This is a genomic window from Nocardia callitridis, from assembly GCF_039543305.1.
Taxonomy (GTDB): domain Bacteria; phylum Actinomycetota; class Actinomycetes; order Mycobacteriales; family Mycobacteriaceae; genus Nocardia; species Nocardia callitridis.
The window spans coordinates 201907-226058 of record NZ_BAABJM010000001.1 but is presented as its reverse complement, the minus strand read 5'-3'; the positions used below and the strand labels follow the sequence as shown (position 1 = coordinate 226058).

The following is a 24152-nucleotide window of genomic DNA, read 5'->3' as shown; positions in this document are numbered from 1 at the left end:
AGCGAATGGTCGCTAGCCGAATCACCTCGTGGGCAATGGATCTGGCGCCACCGGTGCAAGTTGGCCTCGGTCGATCAATATCTGGGAGTGACCGGACAATGCCGCAACATTTGGGGCACTACCGGCGATGCTTCTGGCATGCAACCAGATTCGGTGGTCGACACCGCCGGTACCGGCGCGGGGTTCGGTTCGTTCACGGTCGTCGATGTCGAAACCTCCGGGCTCAGGGTGGGCGACCACCGCGTGCTCTCTGTCGCCGCGTTGGCGCTGGATAGCGCGGGCGCCGTAGTCCGTGAGTTCCATACCCTCATCGATCCGGGCTGTGATCCCGGACCGGTCCATATCCACGGACTGACTCGCGAGTTGCTCTCCGGGGCGCCACGTTTCGAACACATCGAGGCGCAGTTGTCGCCAATGCTCGCAGGTCGCGTCATGGTCGCCCACAATGCTGGCTTCGACTACGGCTTTCTGGCGGGCGAATTCACTCGAATCGGAGCGAAGCTGCCGGTCGAGAAGCGCTTGTGCACGTTGGCGCTCGCGCGAAGGGTCGCTCCGCCGACATCGGACTGTCGATTGTCCACGCTGGCCGCGTATTACGGCATTCCGCAGCAACGTGCACACGATGCCCTCGATGACACGCGCGTGCTCGCGGCGGTATTGCGGTCGTTGATCGCCGACGCGGCCAGGCTCGGCGTTGCCCCACCGCTGTTGGCCTGTCCGCCGAAGGACGAGCGGCATGTTGCCGCCGGTCGATTGTGGCCGAGTAGCCCGCCGAAAACGTGGTGTGCGTTCAAGTATCCAGGTCGGTTCACCGGCGACGGACCACTGACCCAGGGGATGAAAGTCGCGTTCACGGGGGAGACGCGGATCGATCGTTCGGAGTTGATCGATCGTGCGGTAGCAGCAGGATTGGATGTCACCGGTGCGGTGAGTGCTCGTACCAGTGTGCTGGTGACGAACTCGCCGGACAGCGGGACCGGGAAGGCTCGCGCGGCTCACGCGCACGGGACGGCGGTCGTGAACGAGTCCCGATTCCTGAGCTTGTTGGCACAGATCCGCCCGGGTGTTCCCAGAGCGTCCACGGGCGCGGGTACGAAGAAGGATGTTCCTCAGACGAGTGCCCCGAGCGGTCCACTTGACGGTCGGCGCGTCTTGGTCTTGGGTGGCCAACACAGCGAAGCAACCGAAGTGCGGGCGCGGATCACCGACCTCGGCGGCTCGGTAGCGGTCAACATGTCGCGCAGCGTCACCGATATCCTCACTTTGGCTGGTGCGCAGAAAGATCCGAGAGTGCAGAAGGCGATACGGATGGGGATCGCCGTGCACGGACCGGAGCTTATTGGCGTACAGACGGTTTCACTGCCGGAGCCAGCCGAAACCAGCACCTCTCTCGTGCTCACGATGAGTCGTGGCCAAGTGGTGAACCTTCCGGTCGAGGATCTCGGCGACGAGTGGTCGGTGCGGGTATCCTGGACTCAGCACGAGGCATACGCGCTCGACGTCGTTGCCTTCGCGCTCGACGGCGACGAAACGGTCGGCGACGATTCGGATTTCGTCTTCTATAACCAGCCGTTTACCGATGGTATTCGCCTGAATGCTGACGGGCCGAGCGAACAATCCATCGGCCTCACGCTCGACCGACTGCCACAGTGGTGCCGCCGGGTAGTCGTCGCCGCGACAATCGACGGCACGGTGACCTTCGGATCGGTCGGCGCGATCGAGATCGAGGCCGCCGCCGGCGAAGAGTCCGGCGTATTCGCCCGTGCCACACTGGATGCCGCGACGGAAGAACGCACCCTCCTGCTCGCCGAGATCTATCTCCGTGGTGAGACGTGGCGCCTGCGTGCTGTTGGGCAGGGGTACCCGTTCGGATTGGCTGCGCTCGCTCGGTCATACGGCGTCGATGTCGCAGGGGAGTGAAGTACACCCCGCGGCTGTGAATTGCCGGTGCGGTACGTGCCTGGTCATGGTGCACGTACCGCACCGATTGTTTCAGCGCTGTGCGTACTGCGTGCTGCCCGCGGGTGCGATCAGGGTTTGAATCAAATCCACCCCCGCGACGGCGGCGGCAGGTCCGCCGACGACGACAGTGCCGAGCGCACCGCCGATTCCCACGCCCGCGGCTCCTCCGGCCAGACATCCCGGCGGAATCCCGATGACGGTGATCGCGAGCGTTCCTGCGCCGATGGCACAACCTGCCACAGCGCCGATCACTCCGCCGACCACCGCCCCGGTGACGGTGCCGACACCGACAATCGAGGTGAACGACTGCATGGCAGCGGTGTTTTCCTGCGGGGACGCGATCGGGATTGCGGCATGTGGTGGCGGCGCGACTGGTGACTCCGCGTTGGCGATCGCGGCGGGAGCCGCGCAGAGCGCGAGCGCGGTGAGTAAGGTAACGGTCTTGAACATTGCGCGGTTCCTTTTGTTTCTTCTGAAAAAAGTTGAGGCTGAACATTTTTCGAATGCGCGCAAATGGCAGCACCGGACCGCCGTACCCACCGTTCGGACGGTACGCATGCCTGCGGGCGCGCGGAACGGGCGAGGCCGCTCCCAATCTGTAGTTGTGTCTCCCCTGTGGTCCTCCCCTAGGAATGCTGCTGAGCACACCCGGACATGGGCGTACGCGAATGGTCGGCCGTTGGCCGAAGTATGGGAAATCTGATGGGACACAGTGTTTTACGACCGTGCGGGGGAGTGCCCGACCACTCCCGACAACCACAACATTAGAAGTGCGGCAATGCGTCGTCAATCATGCTTCGCTTAGCTAAATTGACTCGTCTCGCGCTGCGGCGTGCCGATCGCGTGCCCGCACAGCCTTCCTAAGATCTCGCCCTAGCCGATTTTCCGCTATCCCGGCTCGCAACCTGCGAGTCAGACAGGTTTCGGACCTACTGCGGGGCATCGAGGTCAGTCGCGACGTGCCGAGAACTTCAGCGAGTTCGCCGTCCGCGAATTTCTCCCGCCAGGCACCCGAGGAGCTCGCACCGGCGCCCCAGTAGGAGCCCGCAACCAATTTGCATGCCGTTGAGTGCCGCATCTCGGAAAGATGAGCGCTCCCAGTCCTTCGACCTCATGAAAGCGGTGCTCATGGGGCCGGACGGTTTTCGGGGGCTGATCCCGGCACTCACCTACATTGCTCGCCTGTACGGCACGGACCCCGCCGAGGCGGAGGCGTTCATCGGTCTGCTCGAGCGGTGGGCTGAGGAGACAGTGTGACTACGCCGGATGCCTGTGGTGAGAGGCGTCCCATTCTGCGGGAGTGAAGGTGAGTTTCGGGCTAAGCGGGTCCTTGGAGTCGCGCACACCGACCGTATTTTCGGGTAGGTGTGCGACCTCGGTGCAATCCCCGCCCGACTGGCTGTAGCTGCTTTTGAACCAGTGAGACGAGTGCCCCGCTCATGGAAGCCCCTTACGTGGGCGGGTTGAAGTGGCCGCGCTGGATGTGGGTGGTGAATGCGTCCCACGCGGTCGGTGTGAAGGAAAGTGCTGGGCCGGTTGGGTTTTTGGAGTCGCGGACGCCGACTGTGTCCTCGGGTAGGTGTGCGACCTCGACGCAGTCCCCGCCCGACTGGCTGTAACTGCTTTTGAACCAGTTCGGTTCAGACAAGTCCCTGGTCACGCGTACTCCTTCGAAATTTCACGCATCAGATCCCTGCTGGCATCTTCATCCAAAGCTACCTGGCGAAGGTCCTCTACAGCTGCTCTGTGCCGTTGGATCACATGCACTTCCTCGAGGAACAGTGCGCCGGTGAACCCTTCTACGAAGGCGACGGGTGGTTCAGGGGGACGGGCTTCGTGCAGCGCCGGAAACGTGAAAAGTGTGAATGACTGGACTACCAAACCGGAATGTCCTCCGGCTGAGAACGGGATCACTCGTATGGAGGCGTTCGGCAGGTTCCCGACTTCCGTGAGGTTGTGCAACTGCTCGCGCAGCACACCAGGCCCACCGACTTGATGTCGCAGCGCTGATTCCGACAACAGGACTTCCAGCGAGAAGCTCGAGTCTTCTGCCAGTCGGCGTTGCCGACGCGCGTTCAATTCCAGCTGCCGTTCCGCATCCACAGGTGACATGGCTGAATCGGTGGTCTTCATGATCCATCTGCGATAGTCCGGGGTTTGGAGCAAGCCGGGCAGTAGCGTGAGCTGGAACGCTGTCATTCGAGAACACGCTTGCTCGAGACTCATAAAGTGATCGAAGTGCGGATTCACCACATCCGAGTACGCACGCCACCACCCGCTGGACGGGTCACCCTTGGCCGCCTTCACCTCCTGATACAGCCCCAGCACTTCAGCTTTGGACTCCTCATCGGCCCCGTAGAACTCCAATAGATCGCGATACTGCGCCGTGCTGATCCGCACGACCTGCCCGTCCTCCATCCGCCCGATCCCTTGCTTGGAAACCTCGATCGCCAACCCCGCCGCCAACTGACTCTTCTTGGCTTCGGCTCGAAGCTCACGCAAACGCCGACCGAGCGCGCGTCGAGGAAGAGTGGACCCACCTGCCATAGCCTGACCTCGCATTTCGTCGATGCGGCCCACCTAGAACCGGCCGATACTGGACCGTCCCACCCTGGACGTCCAGCTGAATTGATGGAAAGTCCTTGTAGGACAGTCTATTCGCGCGGTTTTGGGTGTCTACTGGGCGCACCCCGATGGCCGGGAAACCTCGGATTGGTCAGTCGCACAGGCTGATCGCGGAGCGGGTGTGGGCCGGTCCGGGACACCGCCGAGATCGCATGGAGCGAGGCGCGTGGTGGCTTGTGTAGCCCCGGCCATCGGGTCGACCAACGAACCGGAAGCGCGAGAATGTTGACGAAGAAATGATCGTGATACCCCCGCAGGTATGCATGCGCGCTGATGGTTCGCCCGTGCACCGCGACGCAGCGAGCGGGCGGTGGTCGTAGATGCGGTGTCGCCGTGTCCACATGAGCCGGATGTGCATCTGACCGTGGTGCTCGCCCCCGGTGTGCGGCTGGACTACGCCGCCTGCCGCACCGCGGCTTTTCGATTCGTCAAGGAATGGCGCATCTATGAGTGCCACCGCCACGTCACCGTCGTCCCCGGCGATCCGGACGGTTTGCCCCGACTGCCGAACGAGCGCCTCTACCTGTATCCATGACGAGAGGAGTTAGCGCACAACATGTTTCTCAGCGAAAGCGACCGCGAGGACAGCGATACCGCGCTGATCGCCGAACTCATCACCACCATCGACAATCGCCTGAACCGCGCCGAAGCCGCAGGCTGCCAACTGCTCTTGCCGCGCGCCGACATATACGCCAGGGTCCTATTTGCCCTGTTGGACAGCGCTTTCAATCGAATCGGAGTCAACCCACCTTCGCTGCTGAACTCCACACTCCTCGACCCCACCAACGACCCACTCACCCTCGCTGGGGAAGTCACCGAACTCGACCACTTCATCGACGCCACGATCCGAGCCCACACCACACCGGCCGACTGACCACGATTTGTCCGGGATGATGCCACCAGCAACCTGCGCCAGGGGACGACAAAGAGAAGGTGGGCAATGGTTTTGGGGGCACTCGGCGGGATTTACGTACGCGGTAGGTGATGTGAGGATGAGCGCATGATCGGTGTCAAAATCGCTGCGGCCGGAGCGCTGTGTGTCGCTGCCCTCTTCATCCAAGCACCCTTGGCGCAAGCCGAGACCACGGAAGTCGCTTCGGGGAGTTCCTCCAGCATCGGTTGCTTCTTGGGCTGGTTCAGCGCGCTCTCCGGGCAGCCCAACAGCTGCTGGGGTGTCAACCCGCCCATCAGTGAAGAGGGTAACCAGGCAACCGAGTTAGCGATTCCCTGATCGATCCCCCACTCGTCGCGCCGCTTTGCTCATCATCGGGGATAATTTTTCGGTGACACTGTCTGCTCGCTAGAGCGCGGGCGGTGTGGTTGAGTGGTAGCGGGGGAGGGTGATGTGCGTGATTTCGCTGGTGCGCAAAGGATTCCGGCTCACGGAACGCCAGCGCCGAGCAGGATGGCCGCGATGGTCGCTGTCGCGCTGGCGGGGATCGCTGGCGTCCTCGCGGAAATCGCCGCCGTGGTGTCGCTGGCCGTCGCGAGAGACGCCGCGAAATCCGAGCACCACAGCGGCTTGCCAGACGTCAGTTCGCTGAACATCCTGGTATTCGGCTTGATCTCTGCTCTGGTCGGAATGACCGGGGTGCTCTATTTACTCGGCGCGTGGCTACTGTTCAAACGCAAAGCTGCGGGCCGCGTCCTGATCATCGTCGCGTCGGTAGCGGCGGCAGCCATCGGATTCCGCACCTTCGGCCCGTCGTCACTCATCGAAGTGCTCGCGGTATTCGCGCTCTGCGCCGCAACGCTATCGGCCACCGTGCTCCCGGCTACCGGCCGCTGGCTCGACGCCGGAAAGCAGTTGCGGTACTAAGGCGAACGATGAACCTGTCGGCGGTCGCGGCGAGGGGCTGGAAGTACGGGCCCCGGTCCAGCGGCGTCGAGTCGTAGGTGCGTGGCGGCTGCACTGCCGCGCCCGCGTAGTGCGCGGCGCGGAGGTGAAAGGTTCGAACTATGGTGCGCCACACAATGTTCGAGAAAAAGTCCGCGACTCCACGGTCCGTGTGTAAATCCGTCGTAGTTCGACAGGACAGGGAATTCTTTCAGCGGCAGCAGTTGGGGTCCAGGACGACGCAGAGTGCGGAGAGGGCGTCGCGTTTGGCGTGGTGGACGACGTTCATGCCGAGGCGTTCGGAGTCCACGAGTCCGGCTTTGCGGAGTTGGCCGAGGTGATGGCTGACCGTGGATTCCGACAGTCCGACCGCGCTGGCCAACTCGCCGCCGTTTTCGCCGGTCTCGGGGTTGGCCAACAGTAGGGACATCAGTTTTACCCGGACGGGGTCGGCGAGGGCTTTGAGGCGGAGGGCGACTTCCAGTGCGGCGATGTCGTCGACCGGGCCCGCGGCTACCGGTGCGCAGCAGACCGGCGCTGACATGTCGATCACGGGCAACGTCTTGGGCATGAACCCACACTACTCATGATATTGACATATGTCGAAAAGGTGGCACACTCGGCCTCGTTCACCTTTTCGACATATGTCTAACCGTGGAGGTTCTCATGTCCCGTGTGCAACTCGCGCTCAATGTCGACGACCTCGAGCAGGCAATCACGTTCTACTCGACGTTGTTCAACACCACCCCGGCCAAGCGCAAGCCGGGCTACGCCAACTTCGCGATCGCCGAGCCACCGTTGAAGCTGGTGCTGCTCGAGAACGCGGGCCAGGGTGGCTCGATCAATCATCTCGGCGTCGAGGTTGAGACTTCCGCGCAGGTTCACGGTGAGATCGCCCGTCTGTCGGAGGCGGGGCTGTTCACCGACGAGCAGATCGCGACGACGTGTTGTTTCGCGACGCAAGACAAGGTGTGGGTCACCGGCCCGAATTCGGAGCGTTGGGAGGTCTACACCGTGCTGTCTGACACCGAGAACTTCGGTGTGGCACCGGAATTCGCCGCCGACGATGCTGAGGCAGTGCAGGCGTGCTGCGGCACTCAGTCAGGGGAGAGCGCTTGCTGCGGAACCGTCGCCGACGCTGAGTCGGTTGCCTCGGGTACGCGTTGCTGTTGAGCGCCCGTCCCTGATCGCTGACCCCTGACGGTGAGCGTGTTCACCCAGGAATCGCTTGCCCTCCGGTATCGATATCGATCAATATCGACACATGTCTAATCTGGGAGCACCGGGAGGTGCGGCGGGACCGCCGTGTGAGCCCACACCGCAACTGCGACCGGTCCTAGGTGCCGACAACGCCGCAGAACTGGCGGTGATGTTCAAGGCCCTGGCCGACCCGGTGCGGCTACGGGTGCTCTCGGCGATCGCCGCGCGCGCCGGGCAGGAGGCGTGCGTCTGCGAGGTCTCCGACGGCCTGGATGTCACCCAGCCGACGATCTCGCATCACCTAAAAGTGCTGCGCGAGGCCGGGTTGGTCACCAGTGAACGCCGTGGCTCCTGGGTGTACTACCGCATAGTCCCCGACACCCTTACCCATCTGTCGCAGGTACTGGGCGACCACGCAGGAACGGAAAAACCCGCATGACCACCACCAGGACCGAACCTCCCGCGGTGGTGGGCAAACTGTCCACGCTCGACCGGTTCCTGCCGGTCTGGATCGGTGTGGCCATGGCTGCCGGACTGCTGCTGGGCCGACTCGTTCCCGGCCTCGGTGACGCACTGTCCACGGTGCAGGTGGACGGAATCTCGCTGCCCATCGCGATCGGATTGCTGATCATGATGTACCCGGTGCTGGCCAAGGTTCGCTACGACCGCCTCGATTCGGTGACCGGCGACCGCCGCCTACTGGTCGGCTCGTTGGTGCTGAACTGGCTGGTCGGGCCTGCGCTGATGTTCGCGCTGGCCTGGCTGCTGTTACCGGACCTGCCCGAATACCGGACCGGTCTGATCATCGTCGGCCTGGCCCGCTGCATCGCGATGGTGATCATCTGGAACGATCTGGCCTGCGGCGACCGTGAAGCCGCCGCCGTTCTGGTGGCGTTGAATTCGGTCTTCCAGGTCGTCATGTTCGCCGTGCTGGGCTGGTTCTATCTGTCGGTGCTACCCGGCTGGCTGCACCTGGCGCAGACCACGATTCACACCTCACCGTGGCAGATCGCGAAATCGGTGCTGATCTTCCTGGGCATCCCGTTGGTCGCGGGTTTCCTCACCCGCCGGTTCGGTGAGAAATCCAAGGGCAGGGACTGGTACGAGTCGACGTTTCTCCCGCATATCGGCCCCTGGGCGTTGTACGGGCTGCTGTTCACGATTGTGATCCTGTTCGCGCTGCAAGGCGACCAAATCACCTCGCGCCCTGTGGATGTGGTGCGGATCGCGGTCCCGCTGCTGGCGTACTTCGCGATCATGTGGGGCGGCGGCTACCTGTATGGGCGCGCGATCGGGTTGGGGTACGAACGCACCACCACGTTGGCGTTCACCGCTGCGGGCAACAACTTCGAACTAGCTATCGCCGTGGCGATCGCGACCTATGGTGTTACCTCCGGTCAAGCTCTAGCGGGCGTGGTCGGCCCCCTCATCGAGGTTCCCGTCCTGGTGGGTTTGGTCTACGTCTCCCTCGCTCTACGAAACCGATTCTCCCGCAACACTATCCAATGAGCACCGTGAGCCACCGACGTCATTGTGACCAGGTGCGGGGCGACGCGTACTTGGTCTCCTTGGCGCCTTGTGCTCGACTCGTGACGGCCCTGCCTTCCGGACTCACTCTCCTCGCCGCCGATTGAAAGGCCAACGCCCGCTATGGCTTCCACCCCCAGTGTGCTGTTCGTGTGCGTCCACAATGCTGGACGCTCCCAAATGGCCGCCGCGTTCCTGACCCATCTCGCCGCAGACCGGGTCGAAGTCCGCTCCGCCGGTTCCGAACCCGCCGCCGAGGTCAACCCCGCTGCCGTGCAAGCCATGGCCGAGATAGGCATCGACATCTCCACCGAAATCCCCAAGGTGCTCACCGTAGACGCGGTCCAAGACTCCGACGTGGTGATCACCATGGGCTGCGGCGACACTTGTCCGTTCTTCCCCGGAAAGCGTTACCTGGATTGGCAACTCGACGACCCCGCCGGGCAAGGCGTCGACGCCGTACGCCCCATCCGCGACCGGATCGAACAGCATGTCCGCGACCTGCTCGCGGAACTGAGCCTACCGTCGGCGCCGTGAGTTCGACTATGCGTCGAAGAAAGGGCTAGTGCTCCTAGGGGTTGAGTCTGGCAGTCCGGCCGCGGCAGCGAGTCCGGTTGGCTCGCCGCTGCGCTCACCGTTCCGCTTCGGGGTCATATTCGGCCGCCTGTCGCAGTTCTTGTAGGTGCTTCAGCGAAATGCGCAGTGAGGGTGCTGCGCGTCCTCCGGTAGAGAAGCGCAGACCTTCCTGTTCCAGGATCTGCTTGGGATTGTCGGTCCGGTCGGGTTCGATCCACCGAAACGAAGGGGACACTTCGCCTTGTGATGTGAGGACTCGATGGGCGTTCGGTGCGGGCACGGTTGCCAACCGATTTCCCAGCGGTTGGGCGGCAGTTCCCAACACCTTGGCAAGGTCACCGTAGGTCGTCCAGTGTCCTGCTGGTAATAGCGTGAGCAGTCGGTCCATCGACTCCCACAGTGGGTTGTCGTCGATGTTCACGGTAATACCAGCATCTGGGCCTGGCCATGCCCGGATGATCAACTGGGCGAGTTCCCTCCCGCGCTGTTCAATCTGTTTCGGCCCCCACTCCGAATGCGTCGCGATCGCTTGGTTCATGCGAATACTGCTTGCCCGCAGCATATTTCGCTTACGGTCGAAGTTGAGGTTTCCCAAGTTCTCGTTGTACCCGGTGAGTGTGAGATTGCCCAGCGTGTGGACCTGGCCGTCATGCAATTCATCGACTCGGTCGGGTCCGTATATGGCGCCCAGCTCGCTACGCCACTGGGAGGAGAGGGTTTGGGGCATCACATGCTCGACCGTCAGCGTTGTCGGGACGACCTGCTCCTTGGAATTGAACAGCTGCTCGATCCAGGTCAACATCGTCTTACGTTGTGTCGCCCGCCCGGTGGTGTAGAGGGGTGAGACGAGTATCGCCTCTGTGAGTTTCTCATTCGATGCGTAATGCTTGCGCCCCGCCGACAAATACCGATGGAGTGCCTCATCAACGGGAAGAGACGTATCGAGTTCCTGGACAGCCGCGGGGAACAGTCGATTGAGACCCTGGGTTGCCCGACCGACGAGAAACCGGCGTACCAGCAGCGATTCGATGTAGAGCAGCGCCCGGGCTACTTGGCCGGAGGTAGCGTCACCTCGGTCACGTACGACTAATAAATGCAGAACCAGTGGCGCCGGGGCGGTGGAGCCCCACTCGGCGAGTCGCGTCAGGCGTTCCCGGACCGCCGGGTCGGTCTCCTCGTCCGGTCGGAGCATCAGCCGATAGAGCTGGCCCAGTGCGGCGATCCGCTCGATTTCGGCGACAATCTCGTCCTCGTGAGCGAAGCGGTCCAGCCTGTTCTGTTGTCCTGCGAACGTCTGAGTCTGTTTGACCTTCGCCGTTGTCTGTAACAGATCCAGCCAGAACAGCGTTTCGAGGCGATCGTTATTCTCGAGCGCGTCCTGCAGCGGCCGCCACAGCGTGCGATATACCACTTCGCTCCGGGTTGGCATCCGCATGAACAGATAGTTGCGTAGCAGGTCGCCCTGGGTCAGCTTGAGTCCGGTGTTGTTGAGGGACTGAAAGATTCGGTGGACATTATCGCCGGGATGAGTGCTGATCGAGACCACCGATAGGCCCGACGTCACCGCCTGCGCGACCTGTACGGCGCCGTAGCCGAGTTCGGGGTCTACAGGTTCGGCCAATCGAGCTCGGAAGAATCGGTAAGCAGCCCCGATATTGTCGTCACCGCCTGCGGTCGGCAGGCCATCGATCACCGCGGCATAAGCCTCTCGGTCCGCCTGCGTGGGTAGCAGTTTCAGCCGGTGCGGGTCGTCCTCGTACTGATTGGTGAGTAGCTGATTGTGAATGCGGTCGGTGTCGCGTGTGGCGTTGTCGATCTCGTGGAGGTGGTCGCGGATCGCGGCCAGCAACAGGGTCAGTGTGGTGAGACGCTGCTGCCCGTCGACGACGAGATACCGGGTGATCGAGCCCGCCACGCTTCCATGGACCGGCGCCAGCACAACTGAACCGATGAAATGAGTTGTCTCGACATCCTCGGCACGATCCTCAGCGAGCTGCGTGACATCGCGCCACAGTTCCTCGAGGTTGTCCGATCCCCACTGGTACGGGCGCTGATATAGCGGGACGAGGTATTGCGAGGTGCCCTCAAGAATTTTTTGCAGACTCGTTTCCTGTGCTGCGACCACAGTTGTTATCTCCTCGACGAGAGAGCGGCCGTGGACAACGCCGACGGCCGGAAAATGGTGTGGGGACGCCCCACTCGGACATCAACTTGGTCGGAACGTACGTTATGCCGACATCGACCGCTGACCAGCGGGTTGAGTCTCCAGTGGACAGTCGAATATGTCGGTTCATGGCTGAATTCAGTGCCCCCCTTCTACTTTCACGGCCCGCAACCGGGTGCCACATTGCCCGCCCCGAGCCTGTGCGGCTACCAGCATGTGCGCTGTGAGCAGCTTATTCCGCTTGCGGCGCGTTGACCGCTGATTTGGGTGAATCCGTAATCTGTTGCGAGGATGCCTGTTCCGTCCGGGATCGACAGTGAGTGCGCTGATCTACAGTCCGTTCGGTGCCTTCTGAATGATGTTCTGGGTTCGCATGATCGGCGCTGCGGCGTTCGGCTCGAAGTCGGCATTCGCATCGCTGGTCAGCCAGATGCTGATCTCCGAAACCGGCGACGACATATGCGGGTCGAGGCGTTTGAAGAAGTCGGTGGCGTCATCGAGTTCGATGGGGTTGGCGCCTGCGCGCAAGGTGTGGAAGACCCCACCGAGGACGCCGTTGATCGTTGGATTCATCGATCTGTACCGCCAGGTCCACGGCGTCGAGTCGATCTGTCGCGTGCTTACCGAGCACGGCGTCCAGATCGCAGCCCAGACCTACCGAAAAGCTAGATTCCGGCCACCGTCAGCTCGCGATGAGGGGCGGGGTGTTGATCAATACCGATCCGGCAGAATGTTGCTGGACAGCAGCGCGCAATTTGTCAGATCGTCTCGGGGACAGTGGAACGTGGAGTCGGAGTCGCAGTTCGGTTGGCACGGAGCGGGATTGGTCGGTGTCGACGTCAGACGGATGGTTTCCCCCCGCCCATTGCGCCGTCGGCCCACGCAAGAAATTCTTGCGCGGTGAAGATCGGCGTGCCGTACCGCACCGCCAGCTTTCCCTTACCTGATTGCGTCGCGGCTTCCGCAGCGACCAAGGCGTCGCACTTCCGCTTGGTGACGCTGTCTACTGGTTCGAGTCGGCACTTTTCGGCGAGGTCCTTCATATCCTCGCGGGTCCATGTGCTGCCGGTGTCGTCGGTGACTGCTCCGGTGAAGCAGACGCGGGCGCCGGGAATCAGAACAGCGGTGATGACAGGGGAGTCTGTGCTGGTCGCATCAGGGTGGATGGGCAGACCGAGGGCCTGTTCGAGTTCCCGGATTCGTGCTAGAACGTGGGTGTCGAGCTTGATCTTGCCGATCGTGTCGCGGAGGTGTTCGGCCAGAATGTGTTCAGGGGTTCGGTCGGCGGGGAGAATACCGCCGACCTGGAAACAGTTCGGACCCTCGCCACGGCGATACAAATAGCCGGTGCCGGATTCCGCAGACAGAAAGGTGCCGCCGTTCGCTTGCACCTGTTGGCGTGCGGTGAGATCGCGGGCCGCGCGGGCGCGTTCCAGTGCACTGGGTGCATCGAGGAGCACCTGATCCGCCAGTGATAGATCGGCAAGCGTCGGCCCGCTGCCGATGGGCATGGCGATGGACCAATCGTGGCGCTTGAGTTCGGTGTCGAAATAGCCGAGCTGCCTGTCGATGTCGACGCCGACTGGCGTCCGTCCTTCCAGATATGGAGCGAGAGCCGCCCAGGCGATGCGCAAGTTCGGCGCGAACTGGATGTCGGAAGCGGTGATTCCGTAAGTGTTTCGCGCATCCTGCAAGTCACGTCCAGGGTTGACGAGGGTGCTGATTTCGGTGCCGTCATCGGTGATGAGCGCGATCTCGATCGGTCGCGGCCTGACCCGCAATTTTTCCGACCCGACGGTACAAACGCCGAGGTAGACCCTGCCGCGGGTATTCGACGGCTTTATGCCCCGCTCGAGGAATCTCCGCACGCGCATATCGGTTTTCAGGTCTTTGACGACAACCTGGCGCCGCAAGACCAACCCGTCCATTGATGTGGAACGGCTGAGTGCGACGTACAGCTGCCCATCGGCGAAGGTTCCGCCGGTGAGGTCGATGACGAGCCGACTCAATGTTTGACCTTGACTCTTGTGGATGGTGATCGCCCATGCGAGTCGGAACGGCAACTGAGTGAAGGTGCCGACCACTTCGTTTCGTAGCCGACCTGTTTCGACGATCGGCTGCGTGATTTCCCACGTATATGGGTGTACATCCGCCACTGCGCCGGATGGAAGTGCAACGGTGACAACAGGTTCGGATCCGTCCATTCGTTGCGAGATGACTTGCCCGATCGTGCCGTTCACCCATCTGTCCATCGGATCGTTGGTCAGGAGCATGACTTGCGCGCCGACCTTGTATACGAGTTCCGCCTCTGTCGGTCGGGAAAATCCCTCCAGCTCACCGCGCTCCGTCGCGCGGCAACGCAGTTCGGGGTGCATCAGCTGGTCCAGCTGCTCTCGATTTCGTCGGTCGCGAGGAACTCACGGACGAGCGTCGACTTTCCGGTTCCTGCCCTACCAGTCAGGAAGATGCTGTCGCCGCGGTGCAATCGGGTCAACGCATCGGTGAATTCCTCGGTCAGAACGATTTTCGCGTTGTTTGTGGCCGTCACTGGATGTCCCCGAACTACTTTCGCCTTGTCGGCGGTTCCGGCCGTACGCGATCCACGAACTCCGTCGGGAAGGTCGCGACGGCCGGATCGTTCAGCTCCTCCGGCATGATCCAGGGCGATTCCCCAGTCTTCGGTGTGACCGTTCGGCGGCGGCGTTGCTCGTCAGTGAACAGCCACGCCGCCCATACCTCTCCGATGTAATTGGCGAGCGAGAGTGCGCGAAATCGAGGCTCGTCGCACTCGGGGGCCGCAAGCTCGGGAACAGGCCGGAAGACCGGCGAGACCAGCTTCGCCCGCTTGCGGTGGGAGTAGTCCTCGACCGCCTGGCTGATGCGCTTCTGATGGGTGGCCGTCAATTCGATCAGTTCATCGAAGACATCGGCCTGGACGGCGTGCGCGAAGCGCAGTGGCGGTTCGGTGCCGTTGGTGAGGACGACGCAGTGATCGGTGGTCAGTGATCGGACTCTCTGTTCATAGTCAGGGTCGTTGTGCGAGATCACCACAGCGTTCGTGTTACGGACGAAGGTGGTGTCGGTACGACTGGTCAGCCATAGAGCGGTGGCGTCAGCAGTCGGTTGTCTGTCGACTATGGCGAAGCCGAGCATTTGGTTTCTCCGTTCGGGCAGCTGCTCCCCGGTTTGAGGGCTGGCAGCGTGGTCCGACCAGCGGAATGCAGGTGAGACTTGATGTAATCGGAAGCGGACATGCGCTTGTTAGCCACGAGATTTCGTTCCCGCACAGACTGCAGAGAACAGGAGGCTGAGGACTGGGATGCTCCGTCCGGCGAGAGACCAACGCAGCAGCAGCGATTCGATGTATTGCGGTGGCCTGGTCCGAGCCGGTGTTACCGGACTCGATTCTCATTCGTCGACGGAGACGGCGTTGACCTTGCCGCGTTCGATCTGGGTGTAGTAGTCGACCGAAAGCCCGGCCAGGGTGGTGTCGGCGTGGCACTGCCCGTCGACGACGGCTACACCGTCCGCTGACCCGGCGGTTCCTGCCCGACTTTATCGACCGCATCTGGAATCGGACCATCGATCCGGGGAACCATCTGATCACCAGATCCCGTACCAGGAGCACCACCATGAACACGTGATCGTGCCCGGTGCCGGCCACGTCGACATACGACCGCACCGAACTCATCCCCTTCGGCAAGCTCACAGCCTTTTACACCCTGAACCTGACCTGACCTCGAATGTCCGCGATGAAATGACGAAACATGATTCAAGAACACAGCACCGGTTGGACCGGAGGGCATCGCGCGTTCGGCGACTTCGCCCCCGGCCTGGCCTACTCACCGACAAGGTCCTGTTCGACGAGGTCTGGGGACGCGAGGGCCTGTCCAAACGGGATCGCAGCCGGATCACTGTCCCGCGCTCACGGCGATGGGCAAAGCGACCAGCTCGCCTTCCATCTCGACTATGCCGGACAGAACGGCGTCACCGAGACCGAGCTGAAGGAAGCGATCACCCAGTTCGCTTTCTACACCGGCTGGCCCAACGGCATGAGGGCCATGACCGTCGCCAAACAGGTCTTCGACGACTGAAGAAATGATCATGACCAAACCATCCGCAGGACGCTGCCGGGTACCGCCGTGGCGGTCACGCTGCTGCTCACCAGCTGCTCTGGCGTGCCCCCGGCGGAGGTGTCCGAGACGATCACCCACCTCGGCTTCTTGCGCGGCTGGCCCAGCGCCATGGCCGTGGTCGAGTCAGTCGTCGCCGTGTACGAGGAGGTTTGAGTTGCTGCGCCGGTAACGGAACTTCGGGTCGGGCCGCTTCACGAGCGCCAGCCTATCGAGGCCGGAACTTCGGGGGATGATGCAAAATTTGAGATTGCCGACTCTCGAGTTATTCCGTGTCTGGATGCGCGACTCCACCGCAGGGTGACAGAGCACGGCAGGCGTGTGAGCGAATGGCGCGGGCCGATCTCGATATACGAATTGGCGTATATCCGCTGTGCACCGTGCTTTTCCACGGCAGGATCGTCGGGATTCGGCAACTGACAGGGGGTTTCGGCATGTACATGACCACCGGTGCGGTGATTCGGCGGGTCAGGAAGTCCACCGGGATGACGCAGACCGAGTTGGGTGCGTTGATCAATTTCTCGCAGCCCGCGGTCTCGGGGCTCGAACGTGGTGGACCCGCATCGCACGATGTGCGGGTATTACGTCTGGTGGCCCGCGCGTTACGGGTGCCGCTTGCCATACTGGTGGTGGAGTCGGACCAGGAGGCTGAGGTGGACCGTCGCAAATTCTTCAAGGCGGGTGCGGTTGGGGCGACGGCCGCGTCGGTGGTCGGTGCGGGGGCGAGCGTGCGGGTGGGCGCGAGTGAGGTCGACGCGGTTGTCGAGTGCGCGAAGCAGATTCACGAATTGGACCTGTCGGTGGGTGGCGACCGGTTGTGTCAGCTCGCGGCCAACCAGGTGCGGTATGTGGAGCAATTGCTCGAGGGTGGCCGCTTCCGCGATGAGATCGGCCGTGCGCTGACCAGTGCCGCCGCCGAGATGATGACCGCGGCCGGGTGGGTGCATTACGACGCGGGTCGCTTCGACGACGCACGCCGCTTCTATGCCGACGCCGCCAATGCGGCGAACGCGGCGGGCGACGGCATCGCGGCGGCGCACGCGTTGGGAAATGCCAGTTGTCTCATGGTGGGTCGTCCCGGCGATGCGGGCGGAAATCCGTTGGCGGTGCAGTACGCGCAGGCAGCCTCGCGCGCCGCCATGCGCAGCGGCGGGCCGAGATTGCGTGCGCTGATGGCGATTCGGGAGGCGGAGGCGTTGGGGGCGCGTGGGGATCGGCCGGGGATGAACTCGGCGATCAGTCGTGCGCACCGGGCGTATGACTCGGTGCGTGGGTATGACCCGGACTGGGTGTATTTGCCGGAGTCGGAGTTGATCGGCGGCACAGGTTGGGCGCAAATGCGTTTGGGGGAACACGACGCGGCAACCATGAATTTGCAAGCCGCAGTGGATGGTTCGGTGGTATGGCCACGAGAACGAGCAGCGTGGCAGATCAATCTCGCCCAGAACCACGTCAATTCCGGTGATATCGCCAGGGGATGTGCCGTACTTGCCGAAAACTTCGAGACCATGCGTGGGTTCACCTCAACTCGGCTGAACCACCGCATCGACGCCATCGCCGAAACAGTCCGCGTACACGCGAAGATCCCAGAGGTACGGGAGCTCCTGGGTAAACGCGCGGCCCCGATGTAATCCACCGAACCGGCCGAGTACCCACCGCGCGAGTCGATCCGCGAACGGCGCATGCCGCCAGGATCTCCGGCGCGAACAATTGGTCGAAATGACGGTCTTATCCTGTTTGTCTTGAATGCTGTCAGGTTGGCTTTCGGATGAACTCGGCAACTCCGTCGCGTGCGACTTCGATCGCGCGGCTCGGGCTCGGTGCCGCTCACTTTCTCCTCGATATTCCGCCCGCTCGCGGGCTTGCCGCCTGTTCCCGGAAATGGCAGCTGCGGCCGAGTTGGCCACTGTGACAGGATTATCGGCACAACGGGGTGAGGAGCCACATGATGAGAATCCGTACAACGCGGTGCGCGGAGAAGGGGCACGCGGAGATCGTGGCCACGATCGCCGGATTACCCGCGACGAGCGTGGAGCCGGTCCTGGTCCTGCTGCGGGCTATGGAAATGGCGGTGCTCGGTGGCAGCTGGTTGGAGCCCAGACGTGAGTTTCCGCTGGGTATACGGTTGGTGCGGCTGGTTGCCAGAGATGACGAAATGCTCGGAATCGAAGAGCAGACCGAGCCGGGGCAGTGGGCGGAGCAGGTCGATCGGGCGCTCGCGGAGACCCTCGAACAGATCAGCGCCTGTCGCAGGGTCGGTCTGCCGATGAGCGAGGACAGAGTGTACGAATTCCAAGTCGCCACGGTTCAACCCTGTGCGCTGGAATCCGAAGTGCTTGTGATGGAACGCGAATCCGACGTCGAGAACGCGGCGCATTCGGGGTGGCGCGTGCTGTGCGGCACGCAACACCACCACGAAGAAGAATCATTCGTCAACCTGTCCGATGTGATAGCCGCCTGGCCGGCCGCGAAGCAATTTCTGATGCTGCCGAGAGGCGCCGACGTAATCTTCCAACCCCCGTCCGCACCGGGCATGCCCTTCTTCGCCGAGTTTTCATACCAGGGTCAGGCCTTGAATTCCGGTGATTTGATTCAGTTCCCGGAACCCGACGAAATCCCTTGGGTCCGTGGTGCACTGCTACAAGTCGACGCCGGACAATGGCAGACCGGAGCGGGTAGGCTGGTGGGTCTGCCGGATGTCGTCGCCAAAGTGAGTGATCCGGTGGCGGCCGAGGCCGCAGGGCACTGGATTGGTTGGGTACTGGACGATATCCAACAGCGCATCTCCCAGGACGGATTCCGTTACACCGCAGGCCAGACCATTCACTGCGGTGCTCGGACCTTACGGGTGATCGAACGATTCGATGGAACGATCGGCCTCGAGGAACGCATCGCGGGCGGCTCGTGGTCCGAACAGGTCGACAACACCTTGCGAGAACAGTGGCAACAGCGCCAGATCCTGAAATCATTGGGGGCGCCGGAGGAGTGGCTGCAATTTCCCGCCGATGACCAGACCGCCATGTTCAGCGAATGCGTGACCGAGACGTCTCCGGCATTGCGGTGGACTCGCTTGCCGCAGGTGGACGATGCGCAGTTCAGTGGCTGGAGGCTGACCTGCCCGCAAGATCATGATCACGGTGCCGAGCGCGTCTGTGCGCTCTGGGGATTGACCGAGTTGTTTCCATTCCTCATCCCGTTTCTGGCGCTGCCTCCGTTGATATCCGTCACCATAGACATTCCGGACGGTGATGCGGCTGCCCGGTTCGACATCCAGATGCACGGTGTGGAGTTTCTGCCGGAGCAAGGCTCCTACCTCGACGGTCTCAACCGCACGGCCATCCAACGGTGAATCTGTAGACCTGCGCTGGCGAGCATGAACCGTGTTTCCGGTGTGCGGTTCGGTAGTTGGTCGGCGCCGGTTCGGGGTCGCTCGAATGTGAGTGGAACCGCGGGGGCGCCGGGTGCGTCATAGTCTGTGGGGGATCGTTGGGCGAAGTCAGGAGAGTTATGGGAATCGCCAGGTGGGCGTCGGCAAGGGGCGCGGTGCTGGCCGTTGGGGCCGCTGCGGGTGTCGTCGGGTTAATGGTGGGGTGCTCCTCGACGGTGGAGGGGGGCGCGCAGACGGAGAGTGTGAACGGGAGTCCCACGCGGGAGCAGACGGTGCAGTGGAATCCGTGTACCGAGTTGTCGGATGACGCGTTGCGGGCTGCGGGGGCGGACCCGGCGACGAAACGTGTGGTTACAGACGCGGCAACCGGCGACACCTCTGGGCGTATCTGTCAGTGGAACTCGACTGAGGGTCCCTACTTTGTGAGCCTGTCCTCCACCGTGTACTCGCAAAACGAGGCGCGGCTCAACGACAAGATCACTGGAGTTCAGGACATTTCGGTTGGACCGCGACATGGCCTGACGTACTGGGATAAATCGGATGATGACAAGCTGGCCTGCTACGTCAACGTACCTTGGGCGAAGGGCAGCCTCGAGGTAATTATTGATTGGCGCTATGGGTCTCGTGATTCGATGCCGGAGGCGCCACCATGTTCTCTCGCGGTTCAACACGCTGAAATCTTGGAGCCGTACTTACCGAAGTAGTTCGGACAGGTCGTAATCAACGTTTGTACGGTGTGGACTAGCTTTAGAACTGGTATAGAAGTCGCTCGGAGGGAAGACGATGGCCGAACCCGCCCAGGGGGATATACAGCCCATATTGGACCGATGGAAGAGTCTCAAGACTAGGGCCGAGGGCGGCGATCTTCGATTGGATACGGAGACTGGCCAACAGTTGGCTGGTCACGCCGAGCGTATGTATAGCGCACTGGAGGAGCTGGTCCCTCAGGCACAGCGCCTCGAGCATCTGTCCGGGTTCGGCTCTCTCTCCTCCGCTGAAAGTCTCAGGGGCAAGTTCGCTTCGAAGGCTGGCAATAGTGACGACTCTGCTAAGAAGCGAATTTCACAGAGCCTTGAAGTCGTGAAGTTGATGAAAGAAACCTACGAACTCGCCATACGTAAGTTGACTGACACCGACCAGTCGACCGCCGGTCAGTTCGCGGGCCTAGGTAACGGGGATTAGCGATGGCGTGGACTGATTGGGTCAGTTCGGTGTTCGGCTCGCCGGGCGAAGCAACCAAGAACAAGCAAGACGACCAGAACCTCTCGGATTCCGAGAAAGCCAAGTGGGACACCGATCGTGGTGTTGTGAACGGCGAGTGGGGCGATCTCCTCGGGAAGTTCGGCGACGGCCAGTTCGACGGCCCGGCGATCAAGGCAGAGGACCCTTTCGAGACCATGTCCCATTCGCAGATCTACCAGGCACTCGAAGGCGTGTCCGCCAGCGATATCAATATTGCCGCCGATGGTTGGCGCCGACTATCCGGCGATTCCCACAATGCCGTCGACCAGTTCGGCAAAGCCACCGAAGACACCATCACCCAGAACTGGAATGGCCGGTCCGGTGCGGCGGCAATCGACGCGACCCGTCAGTTCACCACCACATTCACCCAGCTAGCCGCGAGTTTCCAGATGGTCGCGCACGGATTGGACTTGACCGAAGGACATTTGGGTCAGGCCAAGGGGTCGGTGCCGAAGCCGGACAACTACACCATGGGTGACCGGGTGATCGACAGCCTGCCGTTTCAGAACGTCCTCAAAGGTCCGACGCATCGCGCGCAGGAGGCGGAGAGCCAGGCGCGGTTCGTGATGACGCAGTACTACCGGCCCGGCGCGCGCGATGTCGACAGCAAGACCCCGATCCTCCCGGAGCCCTCCAGTCGCACCGACAACGGCTCGAACCCGCCTCCGGTGACACCCCCGCCCGGCGGACCTGGTCCGAGTGGGCCGGGCACGCCGGGAACCCCTTCGGGCGCTCCGAATCCCGGTACGAACGATTCGTCGAACCCGAACCAGCCCGGCGCCGCCACCGATCCGAACGCCATCGACCCCGGTGCTCCGACCGATCAGCAGGATCCGTCGACCACCGCCGCGTCAACTACTCCGGCGAGTACCACGTCCACGCCGACCGCCCAAAACACTCCGCAGACCCCCTCGCTCACTACGCCAGGTACGAATCCTTCTGTCCCCGGCGGAATTCCGGGCTTGCCGGGTGGCCCGTCCAACCAGGCTCCCGCGCCAGGAAAGAGCCTGCCTGGCTCACCGAATGCCGCGAGCTCGGCCGCCGCGCGTACGGGCGCGTCGATGTCGGGCAAGCCGGGCATGGGTGGTTCGCCGGGCATGATGCCGCACGGTGCGGGCAAAGGAAAAGGCGACGACGACGGCGAGCACAAGACCAAGGACTACCTGGTGTACGACCACGGCTCGGAGTTACTCGGCGAACAACCACCGGCACTCCCACCGGGTGGAGTCATCGGCGGATGAACGAATCCAGTTGGCGCATGGACGGTTTGATGTTCGAATTGGCGCTGGAAGGGTTCGGCCGCGACCGTCTTCCGTATCCGCTGCGCTACAACATCGAAGGCGTCGAGGCCTACGAAGACTACGAGCGACTACGCAAGCAGGCTCGCGAACGACTATCCGCTATAGCGACTCCTGAACTGCACCACACCCTCACCGTCCTGCTGGAACCGCTGGTTCGCGTCGAAATGCACGGTCTCTACGGACGTGACTTCGCGGGCGTTGTCCGACTACACGCGGGAATGACCGGACGAACGGCTGCGGTCGCGGTCCAATTGCCAGGCCCCACCCAGGAATACGGCCGCGACGTCGTACTCACCCGCTGCGCGCCAACGGCACTACCCGGCCATATCGCCGCCGCCCTACCGAAATGTGCTGGCGGCCAATACCCGCCGATCACCGGCCGCCGATCCGACCTCGACCGAGTCGAATACGCCCGCCACCCCACCCGACTATCCCACGCCGAACAACTCCACCGAATCGTGCGCCGCCCCCGATCGGGCCTAGGCGAAGTCGGCGTCTTCGCAGGCGGCGCGATCGACAGCCGCCCCACCACCGACGGCAGCGGCTTCCATTGGCTCGACTACCTCCCCGCCGACCGCCGCTACCTGCTTCACAACCACGACGCCCAAGAGTTCACGCTCACCCCCGGCCCCCTGGAACAGATCCAGCGCGAACTACACCGATTGATCGAAACCACTTACACCGCAACAACGTCCCGCTGGTGATGACGATCCCGCACCGAACATCGCGCGCTTCAGCGTCGGCGGTCTTCTGACGTCATGTGATTCAGCGTCGATCGTGTCGGCGGTATGTCGAGTGCTCAATTTGCCGCTGGCGGAGAAGCATTCGCTACGGACACACCCATTTTCACCTGCGGTAATAGCCCGTTGCGGCGTGTTGTGTCAGTGGTCACCCCTAATGTGACCGACGTGCCCGCCGATCCCAACAACAAGCACGACGCCTACTTCCGCACCGTCATGCAGCGTCCGGCCAACGCAGCCTCCGAACTGCGCACGGTGCTACCAAAATCTCTGGCAGAACTGGTGAATTGGGAAAAACTGGAACTACAGTCGACCAGCTTCATCTCCACCGAACTCGGCACCCGCTACGGCGACCTATTGTTCCGCACCCGCCTCAACGACCACGACGCCTACATCTGCCTGCTCATCGAACACCAAAGCAGCAATGACCGACTGATGGCACTGCGGATCCTCGAATACATGGTCCACGTCTGGAACCACCACCTCGATCAAAAACCCAGACCGAAAACCCTGCCCGCGGTCATCCCCCTCGTGGTGCACAGCACTCCCACCGGCCGCACATGGACCGCACCCCGGGACATCATCGACCTGATCGACCTCGACCCCACCACTCTCGCCGCCGCCGGACCCTATTTACCCCGACTGCGCTACCTCCTCGACGACCTCAACCGCATCGACACCGCCCGTCTCCTCACCCGCGACCTCACCCCAGAGGCACTGTTCACGCTATTCCTGATCAAGACCGCTCCCGCCAACAAGCACGTGACTATCGACCTTCAACACAGTCGCGACCTCATCGAAAAAATCCTGGAAGGCCCCGACGGTCCCCGTGACTTCAGCGTGGCCCTCACATACATTATGCGTGTGGGCGACACCGACCCCGCCGAAATCGAAGCATTCGTCGACGAGTTCGGCCCCCGTGCCAAGGAGGCATACGTGACAACTGCTGAACGCCTCGAAGCGCGAGGAGAAGCGCGTGGGGAAGCGCGGGGAGAAGCGCGCGGGGAGGCACGTGGTCGCGCCGAGACGCTGCTCGACCTGCTGACCCTGAAGTTCGGGCCGCTCCCGGAGGGGGTCGTTGCCACTGTTAGGGCTGGCGATGCCGAGCAGCTGCGTGGTTGGACTGCCGACGTCCTGACCGCTCAACACCTCGACCAGATCTTTGGCTAAGACGGACCGCGCCGAAATCGAAGCATTCATCGACGAGCTGGGGCCCCGTTTCAAGGAGGCGTACGTGACAACTGCCGATCTCCTCGAAGCGCGTGGTCGCGCTGAGGTGCTGCTCGAGCTGCTGACCCTGAAGTTCGGGCCGCTCCCAACCGAAGTCATCGCCGCCGTTCGAATCGGCAGTATCGAACAATTGCGTGTCTGGACTGCGGACATCCTCACCGCTGACCGCCTCGACCAGTTCTTTTCTTGACAGTAGGTGTGGTGGTGCCGGATCGCACCACGTGCCG

General features: G+C 62.5%; 28 protein-coding genes and 1 pseudogene. 19 read left to right on the top strand and 10 right to left on the bottom strand.

Annotated elements, in window-relative coordinates:
* Positions 1 to 138: 138 nt before the first annotated feature.
* The gene (locus ABEA50_RS00970) at positions 139 to 1920 is read left to right on the top strand and encodes a TerD family protein (protein WP_345493033.1); all 1782 of its coding nucleotides are present in this window, start codon (positions 139 to 141) and stop codon (positions 1918 to 1920) included.
* Between the two features lie 72 nt (positions 1921 to 1992).
* Here the strand turns inward: ABEA50_RS00970 and ABEA50_RS00965 are convergent, their stop codons facing one another.
* Positions 1993 to 2412, bottom strand: a complete 420-nt coding sequence (locus ABEA50_RS00965; RefSeq protein WP_345493032.1) for a hypothetical protein — start codon at positions 2410 to 2412, stop codon at positions 1993 to 1995.
* 615 nt (positions 2413 to 3027) lie between these two features.
* Here ABEA50_RS00965 and ABEA50_RS00960 point away from each other — a divergent pair.
* Positions 3028 to 3219 (top strand): hypothetical protein, encoded by a 192-nt coding sequence (locus ABEA50_RS00960; protein WP_345493030.1) that lies wholly within the window; start codon positions 3028 to 3030, stop codon positions 3217 to 3219.
* On the opposite strand, the pseudogene ABEA50_RS00955 reads toward ABEA50_RS00960, so the two are convergent.
* The 3 genes and pseudogenes from ABEA50_RS00955 to ABEA50_RS00945 all read right to left on the bottom strand — a co-directional run.
* Positions 3220 to 3372: pseudogene (locus ABEA50_RS00955) on the bottom strand (DUF397 domain-containing protein); the annotation flags it as partial. It abuts the gene before it with no gap.
* Positions 3373 to 3412: 40 nt separating this feature from the next.
* Positions 3413 to 3622, bottom strand: a complete 210-nt coding sequence (locus tag ABEA50_RS00950) for a DUF397 domain-containing protein (RefSeq protein ID WP_345493028.1) — start codon at positions 3620 to 3622, stop codon at positions 3413 to 3415.
* Positions 3619 to 4542, bottom strand: a complete 924-nt coding sequence (locus tag ABEA50_RS00945) for a helix-turn-helix domain-containing protein (protein WP_345493027.1) — start codon at positions 4540 to 4542, stop codon at positions 3619 to 3621. The genes ABEA50_RS00950 and ABEA50_RS00945 overlap by 4 nt, the downstream gene beginning before the upstream one ends.
* 397 nt (positions 4543 to 4939) lie before the next feature.
* Here ABEA50_RS00945 and ABEA50_RS00940 point away from each other — a divergent pair, with 397 nt between their 5' ends.
* From ABEA50_RS00940 to ABEA50_RS00930, 3 genes are all read left to right on the top strand, one after another.
* Positions 4940 to 5122, top strand: coding sequence for a hypothetical protein (locus ABEA50_RS00940; protein ID WP_345493026.1), 183 nt, complete (start codon positions 4940 to 4942; stop codon positions 5120 to 5122).
* 21 nt (positions 5123 to 5143) lie between these two features.
* Positions 5144 to 5461, top strand: a complete 318-nt coding sequence (locus tag ABEA50_RS00935) for a hypothetical protein (RefSeq protein WP_345493025.1) — start codon at positions 5144 to 5146, stop codon at positions 5459 to 5461.
* 471 nt (positions 5462 to 5932) lie between these two features.
* The gene (locus tag ABEA50_RS00930) at positions 5933 to 6406 is read left to right on the top strand and encodes a hypothetical protein (protein ID WP_345493024.1); all 474 of its coding nucleotides are present in this window, start codon (positions 5933 to 5935) and stop codon (positions 6404 to 6406) included.
* 229 nt (positions 6407 to 6635) lie between these two features.
* Here ABEA50_RS00930 and ABEA50_RS00925 read toward each other — a convergent pair whose 3' ends face one another.
* Entirely contained in the window at positions 6636 to 6995 is a 360-nt protein-coding gene (locus ABEA50_RS00925; protein ID WP_345493023.1) for an Rv2640c family ArsR-like transcriptional regulator, read from the bottom strand.
* 95 nt (positions 6996 to 7090) lie between these two features.
* On the opposite strand from ABEA50_RS00925, the gene ABEA50_RS00920 reads away from it, so the two are divergent.
* From ABEA50_RS00920 to ABEA50_RS00905, 4 genes are all read left to right on the top strand, one after another.
* On the top strand, positions 7091 to 7597 hold the full coding sequence (locus tag ABEA50_RS00920) for an ArsI/CadI family heavy metal resistance metalloenzyme (RefSeq protein ID WP_345493022.1): 507 nt from the start codon (positions 7091 to 7093) through the stop codon (positions 7595 to 7597).
* Positions 7598 to 7688: 91 nt separating this feature from the next.
* Positions 7689 to 8063, top strand: a complete 375-nt coding sequence (locus ABEA50_RS00915; RefSeq protein ID WP_425577496.1) for an ArsR/SmtB family transcription factor — start codon at positions 7689 to 7691, stop codon at positions 8061 to 8063.
* Positions 8060 to 9133 carry an ACR3 family arsenite efflux transporter gene (arsB, locus tag ABEA50_RS00910; RefSeq protein ID WP_345493021.1) on the top strand — a complete coding sequence of 358 codons (1074 nt, stop codon included), beginning with the start codon at positions 8060 to 8062 and terminating at the stop codon, positions 9131 to 9133. Before ABEA50_RS00915 ends, arsB begins: the two co-directional genes overlap by 4 nt.
* A 141-nt stretch (positions 9134 to 9274) precedes the next feature.
* Positions 9275 to 9688 (top strand): arsenate reductase ArsC, encoded by a 414-nt coding sequence (locus ABEA50_RS00905; RefSeq protein ID WP_345493020.1) that lies wholly within the window; start codon positions 9275 to 9277, stop codon positions 9686 to 9688.
* A 94-nt stretch (positions 9689 to 9782) separates the two neighbouring features.
* On the opposite strand, the gene ABEA50_RS00900 is transcribed toward ABEA50_RS00905, so the two are convergent.
* From ABEA50_RS00900 to ABEA50_RS00880, 5 genes are all read right to left on the bottom strand, one after another.
* A complete protein-coding gene (locus ABEA50_RS00900; RefSeq protein ID WP_345493019.1) occupies positions 9783 to 11852 on the bottom strand; it encodes a GmrSD restriction endonuclease domain-containing protein in 2070 nt (689 codons plus the stop codon).
* A 369-nt stretch (positions 11853 to 12221) separates the two neighbouring features.
* Positions 12222 to 12464 (bottom strand): hypothetical protein, encoded by a 243-nt coding sequence (locus ABEA50_RS00895; protein WP_345493018.1) that lies wholly within the window; start codon positions 12462 to 12464, stop codon positions 12222 to 12224.
* A gap of 266 nt (positions 12465 to 12730) precedes the next feature.
* Positions 12731 to 14266, bottom strand: coding sequence for a hypothetical protein (locus ABEA50_RS00890; RefSeq protein WP_345493017.1), 1536 nt, complete (start codon positions 14264 to 14266; stop codon positions 12731 to 12733).
* Positions 14266 to 14439, bottom strand: coding sequence for a hypothetical protein (locus ABEA50_RS00885; RefSeq protein WP_345493016.1), 174 nt, complete (start codon positions 14437 to 14439; stop codon positions 14266 to 14268). Before ABEA50_RS00885 ends, ABEA50_RS00890 begins: the two co-directional genes overlap by 1 nt.
* 14 nt (positions 14440 to 14453) lie before the next feature.
* Positions 14454 to 15044: a hypothetical protein gene (locus tag ABEA50_RS00880; RefSeq protein ID WP_345493015.1), complete on the bottom strand. Its 591-nt coding sequence runs from the start codon at positions 15042 to 15044 to the stop codon at positions 14454 to 14456.
* A gap of 614 nt (positions 15045 to 15658) precedes the next feature.
* Between ABEA50_RS00880 and ABEA50_RS00875 the strand changes: the two genes are divergently transcribed.
* The 10 genes from ABEA50_RS00875 to ABEA50_RS00830 all read left to right on the top strand — a co-directional run bounded on the left by ABEA50_RS00875 (position 15659) and on the right by ABEA50_RS00830 (position 24115).
* Positions 15659 to 15985: a carboxymuconolactone decarboxylase family protein gene (locus ABEA50_RS00875; protein ID WP_345493014.1), complete on the top strand. Its 327-nt coding sequence runs from the start codon at positions 15659 to 15661 to the stop codon at positions 15983 to 15985.
* Positions 15986 to 16033: 48 nt separating this feature from the next.
* Positions 16034 to 16180 (top strand): carboxymuconolactone decarboxylase family protein, encoded by a 147-nt coding sequence (locus ABEA50_RS00870; RefSeq protein ID WP_345493013.1) that lies wholly within the window; start codon positions 16034 to 16036, stop codon positions 16178 to 16180.
* A 278-nt stretch (positions 16181 to 16458) separates the two neighbouring features.
* Positions 16459 to 17655 (top strand): helix-turn-helix domain-containing protein, encoded by a 1197-nt coding sequence (locus ABEA50_RS00865; RefSeq protein ID WP_345493012.1) that lies wholly within the window; start codon positions 16459 to 16461, stop codon positions 17653 to 17655.
* Between the two features lie 365 nt (positions 17656 to 18020).
* The gene (locus ABEA50_RS00860) at positions 18021 to 19373 is read left to right on the top strand and encodes a hypothetical protein (RefSeq protein WP_345493011.1); all 1353 of its coding nucleotides are present in this window, start codon (positions 18021 to 18023) and stop codon (positions 19371 to 19373) included.
* A 158-nt stretch (positions 19374 to 19531) separates the two neighbouring features.
* Positions 19532 to 20116 (top strand): DUF3558 domain-containing protein, encoded by a 585-nt coding sequence (locus tag ABEA50_RS00855; RefSeq protein ID WP_345493010.1) that lies wholly within the window; start codon positions 19532 to 19534, stop codon positions 20114 to 20116.
* Between the two features lie 79 nt (positions 20117 to 20195).
* Positions 20196 to 20594, top strand: coding sequence for a hypothetical protein (locus ABEA50_RS00850; protein ID WP_345493009.1), 399 nt, complete (start codon positions 20196 to 20198; stop codon positions 20592 to 20594).
* Positions 20595 to 20596: 2 nt separating this feature from the next.
* A complete protein-coding gene (locus tag ABEA50_RS00845; RefSeq protein WP_345493008.1) occupies positions 20597 to 21895 on the top strand; it encodes a PPE domain-containing protein in 1299 nt (432 codons plus the stop codon).
* Positions 21892 to 22659, top strand: a complete 768-nt coding sequence (locus ABEA50_RS00840) for an ESX secretion-associated protein EspG (protein WP_345493007.1) — start codon at positions 21892 to 21894, stop codon at positions 22657 to 22659. Before ABEA50_RS00845 ends, ABEA50_RS00840 begins: the two co-directional genes overlap by 4 nt.
* A gap of 204 nt (positions 22660 to 22863) precedes the next feature.
* Positions 22864 to 23865 carry an Rpn family recombination-promoting nuclease/putative transposase gene (locus tag ABEA50_RS00835; RefSeq protein WP_345493006.1) on the top strand — a complete coding sequence of 334 codons (1002 nt, stop codon included), beginning with the start codon at positions 22864 to 22866 and terminating at the stop codon, positions 23863 to 23865.
* A gap of 64 nt (positions 23866 to 23929) precedes the next feature.
* Positions 23930 to 24115 carry a hypothetical protein gene (locus ABEA50_RS00830; protein ID WP_345493005.1) on the top strand — a complete coding sequence of 62 codons (186 nt, stop codon included), beginning with the start codon at positions 23930 to 23932 and terminating at the stop codon, positions 24113 to 24115.
* Positions 24116 to 24152: the final 37 nt, after the last annotated feature.